This is a genomic window from Kitasatospora sp. NPDC002522 (assembly GCF_053595195.1).
Window position 1 is genome coordinate 114,753 of the sequence record NZ_JBSFXE010000024.1, and the last position, 7,787, is coordinate 122,539.

Here is a 7,787-nt window from a genome sequence, read left to right on the forward strand (position 1 = left end):
CCCCGGCTCAACTCCGCGCCCGCAGCCCCGCCTGCACCATCGCCGCGTGCAACCGCACCGACAGGGTGGCCAGTTCCCGCGCGGTCGCCTCCGCGTGCGCCCGGGTCTGCGGATTGCGGTGCCGCCTCAGCGGCGCCACCACCTGCTCCACCAGCGCCACCTCGCGCTCCGCCGCCGCCTTCATCGCCCGCAGGTGCCGCGGCTCCAGGCCGAACCGGCCGAGCTCCGCCACCAGCCGCGCGATCTGCAGCGTCTCCCCGTCGTACCCGCCGTCCGGCCCGGGCTGCACCAGCCCGTACGCCTCCCACTCGACGAGCTCGCGCTCCTGCGCCTCCGCCGCCGCGATCAGCTCCGCCCGGCCCAGCCGCACCCCGCTCGGCCCGGCGGCCGCCACCAGCTCCCGGTCCGCCTCCTCCAGCGGCCCCGGCCGGCTGTCCGCCGCCGGCAGCGCCGGCGGCTGCTCGCCGCGCTCGATCGCGTCCAGGTGCTCGCGGATCACCCGCAGCGGCAGGTAGTGGTCACGCTGCATCCGCAGCACGTACGCCAGCCGCTCCACGTCCGCCGCCGAGAACTTCCGGTAGCCGGACGGCGTGCGCTGCGGCTCGACCAGGCCCTCCGCCTCCAGGAAGCGGATCTTCGAGATCGTCACCTCCGGGAAGTCGTCCCGCAGGAAGGCCAGCACCGCGCCGATGGACAGCAGGTCGTCACCGCGCCGCCGCGCCTCGCCCGTGCGGCGCGAGGCCGGCACGGGCGAGGGACCGACGGAGCTGGGAGTCTGTGGGGTCACTCGGGCTCCAAACGGAGAAGTGGTCAGTACCCCCGGTGGTGGCTGGCGAAGAACACCAGCCGGTACTTCCCGATCTGCACCTCGTCACCGTTGGTCAGCAGGACCTCGTCGATCCGCTCCCGGTTGACGTAGGTGCCGTTCAGGCTGCCCACGTCGGCGACCGAGAAGCCCCCGTCGGGCTGCCGGCGGAACTCCACGTGCCGACGCGAGACCGTCACGTCGTCGAGGAAGATGTCGCCCTGCGGGTGGCGACCCGCCGTGGTCACGTTCGAGTCCAGGAGGAACCGGCTGCCCGAGTTCGGGCCGCGCTGCACGATCAGCAACGCCGAACCCGGCGGCAGCGCGTCGATCGCCGCCATCACCTCGGCCGACAGCGCCGGAGTGGCACCGGTGGACGTGGCGCTCGGGTCGTACGACTCGATGCCGGAGATCGAGATGGTCGAGGTGGTCTCCGCCGCGCCCTCCGGGAACCCGCCGCCGCGCAGCTGGGTCCCGCAGTTCGAGCAGAACCGGGCACCCGCCGGGTTCTGGTTCCCGCACCGCGGGCACGGGCTGGTGCCAGCCATGTTCACAGCCTCCTGGCGCGGCACACCCGACTGGACGTGCCCGGCGTAGGGATCCGGGGCAAACCCTCCACCGGAGGTTGAGGGTCCTGACGCGAAACCTATGCGCGCCCCGCCGGGCGAATCAACCGACGCGCCGTAGTCCGTGTCGAACTGCCCGGTCGGGATGCCCGCGCCCTGGGTCACGTCGTCCCGGTACATCGGCCGCTGCCCGTCCGGAGCCGGACGCATCGGAGGAACCGCCGGCTCCTCGTCCCGCCGGTGCCGCGCGGTCGGCGCCTCGGCCGCCGTCTGCCGGTTGCTACGGCCGAAAAGCTTCGAGAAAAAACTCACGGGCGAATCCCCTTGCGTGTGACAGAACCGCCCGCGGGGCAGGGTTCAAGGCTCGGTGTGGCGGTGGGCCCGGCATCGGACCGGGGACTGACGATCGGTAAGACCCAGTGTCGCCGACGCTCCACGGACGCCCACCACCGGGGGCGGTCCGCAGCTGACGAACCGTACGGAGCGCGCCCCGTCACTTCGTCGCCGGCTTGCCGTACTGCAACGGCTTCGGCGCGGCCAGCGCGTCGACCACGACCTTCTGCTGCTGGACGATGGTCGCCCGCGCCTGCTGCTTCTCCAGGCTGCGCACCACCCCGCCCGGAATGTTCAGGGCCGGAGTCAGATCCTGCGGGTTCCCCACCACGGTGAAACGGAACGGCTGGGAGACGCTCTTCCCGTCGATCTGCACGCCGCCGCCCGACTGGTTGTCGGTGAAGTACGTCCCGGCCACCACGCGCACGTCGTTGATCTGAATCGCCTCCGCCCCCGCTGCTCGGAGTTCCTGCAGGGTGTCCAGCAGCATATCGGCCTTCACCTGCCCTTGGGGATCATCGATGGTCAGCACGATCCCCGGCCCCGTCGCCTTCTCCGTCCCGGCCAGCACGCCCAGTTCGGCCGCCTTCTTCCGGGTCTGCTCCTGCGCCTCCTTGGCCTGGTTGGACGAGTTCTCCAACTGCGCCAAGGACTGCTCCAGCTGCGTCTTCTCCTGCTGCAGACGCTGCTGGCGGCTGTCCAGTTCGTCGAGGATCCGCACCAGGTCCTCCTGCCGCGCCCCGCGCAGCTGGCTGTGGTCGTTGGTCGACCGCACCTGGATCGCCAGTGCCAGCCCCAGCGCGAACAGCAGCAGCGCCACCACCAGCTGCCCCCGCGACACCCGCAGCGGCCACACCGCCGCCTTCAAGCGGGTCCGCCCGTCCGACGGCAACGCCACCGGCTGACGACTCGTCACCCCGGCCGCGGCCTCCCGCTCCGGCACCTCGGGCTCGGCCCGGTCCGCAGTCTCGACCTCGGCCTCGGGCTCGCTCTCCGTTGCGGCCTCAGGCTCCGCAGCCGTGTCCGGCTCGGCAGGCTCCGCCTCGGCGGGCTGCTCGACCTCCGCCGCCTCCGGCTGCGTAGAACCCTTCGGCTGCTCGTCCGGCGACTCCGGGCCCCGCTCCTCCTGCTCCTTGCCCACCGTCGCTCCCTACGCCCTGAACACATGCCGGCGGATCGCCGCGGCATTCGAGAAGATCCGGATGCCCAGCACCACCACCACGCCGGTGGACAGCTGCGAACCCACGCCGAGCTGGTCGCCCAGGAACACGATCAGCGCCGCCACCACCACGTTCGACAGGAACGACACCACGAAGACCTTGTCGTCGAAGATCCCGTCCAGCATCGCACGCACGCCACCGAACACCGCGTCCAGCGCCGCCACCACCGCGATCGGCAGATACGGCACCACCGCGTTCGGCACCTCCGGCTGCACGAACACGCCGACGACCACGCCGATCACGAGACCCAGTACGGCAATCACGGTGTAGCAGCTCCTGTTCCGGTGGGGGTGGACTTCACGGTCGAACGCGCGGCCCCGGTCGGCGCCCTCGACGGCGACTTGGACCCGGAGGGACTCGACGACGGCGAGGCCGGGGCAGACGGCGAAGCGGACGCACTGGCCGACGCCGACGGCGACGGCGACGCGGACGGCGACGCCGAGTCCGGCCCGGCCACCCGCAGCGTCACGCCCAACGCGGCCGGCAGCGTCAGCGACTTCTGCACCGACACCGTCGACCGGATCCCGTACGAGTCCTGAATGATCTTCAGGTACCGGCCGCCCTCGTTGTCCTGGAACGCCTGCGCGAACCGCGCCCCGTCCCCGATCGCCAACACCGTGTACGGCGGCACCAGCGGACGGTTGTCGACCAGGATCGCATCACCCGCCGCCCGGATCGCCGACAGCGCGGTCAGCCGCTGCCCGTTCACCGACACCGCCTCCGCGCCCGCCAGCCACAGACCGTTCACCGCGTACTGCAGGTCGTGGTCCTTCACCCGGCCGCTGTTGCGGAAACCCTCCGTGTTGCGCGGATCACTCACGTTGCCGCCCGCCCCGGTGCCCGACGCGTCCTCTATCACCAGCTTCAGCCCCGGCCCGGTGATCTCCCCGGTCCCGGCCTGCGCCGCCAGCGAGGCCACACCGCCGTCGCCGGTCTGCAGCGCCTGCTGCTGCGCCTGGTCCACCTTGTCGCGATCCTGCTCGACCTGCCGCTGCAACGCGTCCGCCGCCTTGTTGGCGTCGTTCACCCGACTCACCAGGGCGTCGCGCTCCTTGGCCAGCGTCGGCGCCGCCTCGTGCGACTGCACCGCCCCGACCGTCACCACCGCCGCCGCCAGCGCCAGCCCGACGGCCAGCACCAGCCGACCGCGCGCCGTCGACGGCAACCGCGACGAACCCTCCGCCCCGCGCGCCCGGGCCGCCTCGGCGTACCCGTCGTCCAGCGAATGGTCCATCACCGTGGTCAGCAGGGACATCGAGGCATCCGGACGGCGGAACCGCCCGTCCCGGTCACTCGGCGTCGGCGTTGCTGGCATGCACCACATCGTTTCACGACCGCGGCACGCAGCACGACCAGTCCCCGGCCCCACCGGCCCCTTTCGGCACAGGATCGTGACAAACCCGCTGCTCACCCGAGCCCGTACGCGAGCGCGCACGCCGACGGGGGCGGACCGACCGGCCCGCCCCCGCTCAGCTACCGGCTCAGCGCCCGGCGCCGTCCACCACCGCGGCCCACTCGTCCAGCAGCCGCTCGGTCGCCTCGTCGTCCGGACCCTCCGCCCACAGGTGCGTCACGGCCTCCGCCGGGTCCGGCAGCACCAGCGTCCACCGGCCGTCCGCCTCGACCACCCGCACACCGTCCGTGGTGTCCAGCTTGCGGTTGCCCGCCGCCTCCACCACCGAGCGCATCACCATGCCCTTCGCGGCCCACGGCGTCGCGATGTCCCGCTTCTGGATGTGCGCCTGCGGAATCCGCGCGTCGATCTGACTCAACGTCAGCTGGGTCCGCGCCACCAGGCCCACCAGCCGCACGAACGCCGCCGCACCGTCCAGCACCCCGGAGAACTCCGGCACCACGAACCCGCCGCGCCCGTCGCCACCGAAGATGGTCCCGTCCGCCGCGGCCGCCTTCGCCAGATCGTCCGGCGAGGTCGTCGTCCAGATCACCTGCGTGCCGTGGTACGCCGCCACCTGCTCGGCGATCCGCGTCGTGGTCACCGGCAGCGCCACCTGACCACTGCGCCGCTCCGCCGCCACCAGGTCCAGCAGCACCAGCAGCGCCCGGTCGTCCTGGATCACCCGACCCAGCTCGTCGACGAAGGACACCCGCTCGCCGACCGGATCGAACCGCACCCCGAACGCCGCCCGCGAGGACGCCACCAGCTCACCCAGCCTGGCCAGCGCCGCCCGCCGCGACTCCGCGTCCTCGGTCGGCCGCGCCTCGTCCAGACCGCCGGCCACCGTCAGCGTCTCCACCCCGAGCCGGCCCAGGATGCTCGGCAGCACCAACCCGGCGCTCCCGTGCGCCGCGTCGACCACCACCTTCAGCCCGGCCTCCCGCACCCCCGAGGTGTCCACCGCCCGCAACAGGTTCGTCGCGTACGAGTCGAACACGCTCGCCGGATGCAGCAGGTCGCCGATCTCGCCCGGGAACGCCCGCCGGAACTCCTGCCGCGAGTACACCCGGTCCAGCTTCCGCTGCCCCGCCTGCGACAGGTCCGCACCGCGCTCGTCGAAGAACAGGATGTCCAGCGAGTCCGGCACCCCCGGCGTGGTCCGCAGGAAGATCCCGCCCGCACTCCCCCGCGCCGTCGCCTGCCGGGCCACCGGCATCGGCACGTTCTCGAGGTCGCGCACGTCGATCGCACTGGTCTGCAGCGCCGAGATCATCGCCCGCTTCAACGCCCGCGCACCACGCGAGTGGTCACGCGCGATCGTGACGGTCGCGCCCTTCTTCAACGTCGTCGCGTACGCCCCCGCCAGCCGCACGGCCAGCTCCGGCGTGATCTCCACGTTCAGGATGCCCGACACCCCGCGCACCCCGAACAGGTGCTCCTGGCCGCGGGACTCCCAGATCACCGAGGTGTTGACGAAGGCGCCGGCCTCGATCGTCTTGAACGGATAGACCCGGACGTTGCCAGCGATCGCCGACTCCTCGCCGATCAGGCACTCGTCGCCGATCACCGCGCCCTCGTCGATCCGCGCCGCCCGCATCACGTCGGTGTTCTTCCCGACCACGCACCCGCGCAGGTTGCACTGCGGCCCGATGTACACGTTGTCGTGCACCACCGCCTTGTGCAGGAACGCCCCGCGCTTCACGACCACGTTCGACCCCAGCACGGTGTGCTCCCGCAACTCCACGCCGGCTTCGACCTTCGCGTAGTCGCCGATGTACAGCGGCCCCCGCAACACCGCCTCCGGGTCCACCTCCGCGCCCTCGGCCACCCACACGCCCGGCGAGATCTCGAACCCGTCGAGCTCGACCTGGACCTTCCCCTCCAGGACGTCCGCCTGCGCCTTCAGGTAGCTCTCGTGGGTGCCCACGTCCTCCCAGTAGCCCTCGGCGACATAGCCGAACACCGGCTTGCCCTCCTTGAGCAACTGCGGGAACACGTCGCTCGACCAGTCGACCGACTCCCCGGCCGCCACGTAGTCGAAGACCTCCGGCTCCATCACGTAGATCCCGGTGTTGACCGTGTCGGAGAACACCTGCCCCCAGGTCGGCTTCTCGAGGAAGCGCTCGACCTTCCCCTCGTCGTCCGTGATGGTGATACCGAATTCCAACGGGTTCGGCACCCGGGTCAGACACACCGTCACCAGTGCGCCCTTCTCCCGGTGGAAGGCAATCAGCTGAGAAAGGTCGAAGTCCGTGAGCGCATCACCGGAGATCACCAGAAACGAATCGTCCCGCAGCGCGTCCTCGGCGTTCTTCACACTGCCGGCGGTCCCGAGCGGCGTTTCCTCGTTGGCATAGGTGAGGTGCATCCCCAGTTCCTCACCGTCACCGAAGTAGTTCTTGACCAGTGAGGCCAGGAACTGCACCGTGACCACGGTGTCGGTGAGGCCGTGCCGCCTCAGCAATCGCAGCACATGCTCCATGATCGGCCGATTGGCGACCGGAAGCAGTGGCTTGGGCATGCTGGAGGTCATGGGGCGGAGTCGAGTGCCCTCCCCGCCCGCCATCACAACGGCTTTCATTACGGGTGCGTCCTCCTTCGCGGTGGTGAACCCCTGCGGGTCCATCAAACCGGTCCGACGCATCTCTACCCGGATGAAAACGTCCGACTCACCGGAGAGGGCGTGTGAAACGTCTCAGGCTGATCTCAAACAGCAGCCGCGCGCTCCGCCTTCACGATCTGCCGAGCCTGCACCGCATACAGTGCACCGGCCCCCCAGTAGAGCGTCGTCCCCCACCAGATGAATGCCCAGCTGACCACTCCCGCAACCCGGTGCACCCAGCCGTCCCCCACGCCCAACAGCAGAAGCGGAAACGCGTACATCAGATTGAACGTGGCCGCCTTCCCCAGGAAACTCACGTTCAACGGCCCGTACCCCGCCCGGTTGAGCCGCAACAACACCACGCCGACGAACACCTCCCGGGCCACCAGCAGCGCCGTCACCCACCACGGCAGGATCTCCCGCCAGGTCAGCCCCACCAGCGTCGACACGATGTACAACCGGTCCGCCGCCGGATCCAACAACTGCCCCAGCCGGCTGATCTGCCCCCACCGCCGAGCCAGCTTCCCGTCCAGATAGTCACTGACGCCGCTCAGCATCAGGACGACGATCGCCCACCCGTCATTCGTCGGCCCCCCGAAGACCGGCCACAGCACCAACCACAGAAAGATCGGCACACCCACCAGCCGAGCCATACTCAGCAGATTGGGAATCGTCAGGACCCGGTCGGTCTGGACGCGCGTCTCCTGGACCTCCACCTTGAGGATCCTCCTGTGGTACCAACGACAAGTGTGCGGATTGACGATACAGCAAAGAAGCCCCCTGACATCCCGTCAGGGGGCTTCTTCTGAAAGATTGTTCGGCGGCGTCCTACTCTCCCACAGGGTCCCCCCTGCAGTACCATCGG

7 protein-coding genes are annotated in these 7,787 nt (G+C 70.5%); all 7 read right to left on the minus strand.

The features are described from left to right. Positions 1–7 precede the first annotated feature (7 nt). Entirely contained in the window at positions 8–748 is a 741-nt protein-coding gene (gene ftsR, locus ACWD4U_RS21380) for a transcriptional regulator FtsR (protein ID WP_363454045.1), read from the minus strand. Positions 749–810: 62 nt separating this feature from the next. Further along, entirely contained in the window at positions 811–1,353 is a 543-nt protein-coding gene (locus tag ACWD4U_RS21385) for an FHA domain-containing protein (protein ID WP_363453862.1), read from the minus strand. Positions 1,354–1,864: 511 nt separating this feature from the next. Beyond that, positions 1,865–2,845, minus strand: coding sequence for a DUF881 domain-containing protein (locus ACWD4U_RS21390; RefSeq protein WP_363453860.1), 981 nt, complete (start codon positions 2,843–2,845; stop codon positions 1,865–1,867). Between the two features lie 9 nt (positions 2,846–2,854). Further along, positions 2,855–3,187 carry a small basic family protein gene (locus tag ACWD4U_RS21395; protein WP_043908904.1) on the minus strand — a complete coding sequence of 111 codons (333 nt, stop codon included), beginning with the start codon at positions 3,185–3,187 and terminating at the stop codon, positions 2,855–2,857. Continuing rightward, positions 3,184–4,239 carry a DUF881 domain-containing protein gene (locus ACWD4U_RS21400; RefSeq protein ID WP_363453858.1) on the minus strand — a complete coding sequence of 352 codons (1,056 nt, stop codon included), beginning with the start codon at positions 4,237–4,239 and terminating at the stop codon, positions 3,184–3,186. Before ACWD4U_RS21400 ends, ACWD4U_RS21395 begins: the two co-directional genes overlap by 4 nt. A gap of 166 nt (positions 4,240–4,405) precedes the next feature. Beyond that, positions 4,406–6,901 (minus strand): mannose-1-phosphate guanyltransferase, encoded by a 2,496-nt coding sequence (locus ACWD4U_RS21405; RefSeq protein ID WP_363454043.1) that lies wholly within the window; start codon positions 6,899–6,901, stop codon positions 4,406–4,408. Positions 6,902–7,026: 125 nt separating this feature from the next. Further along, on the minus strand, positions 7,027–7,638 hold the full coding sequence (locus tag ACWD4U_RS21410) for a CDP-alcohol phosphatidyltransferase family protein (RefSeq protein WP_363453856.1): 612 nt from the start codon (positions 7,636–7,638) through the stop codon (positions 7,027–7,029). Positions 7,639–7,787: the final 149 nt, after the last annotated feature.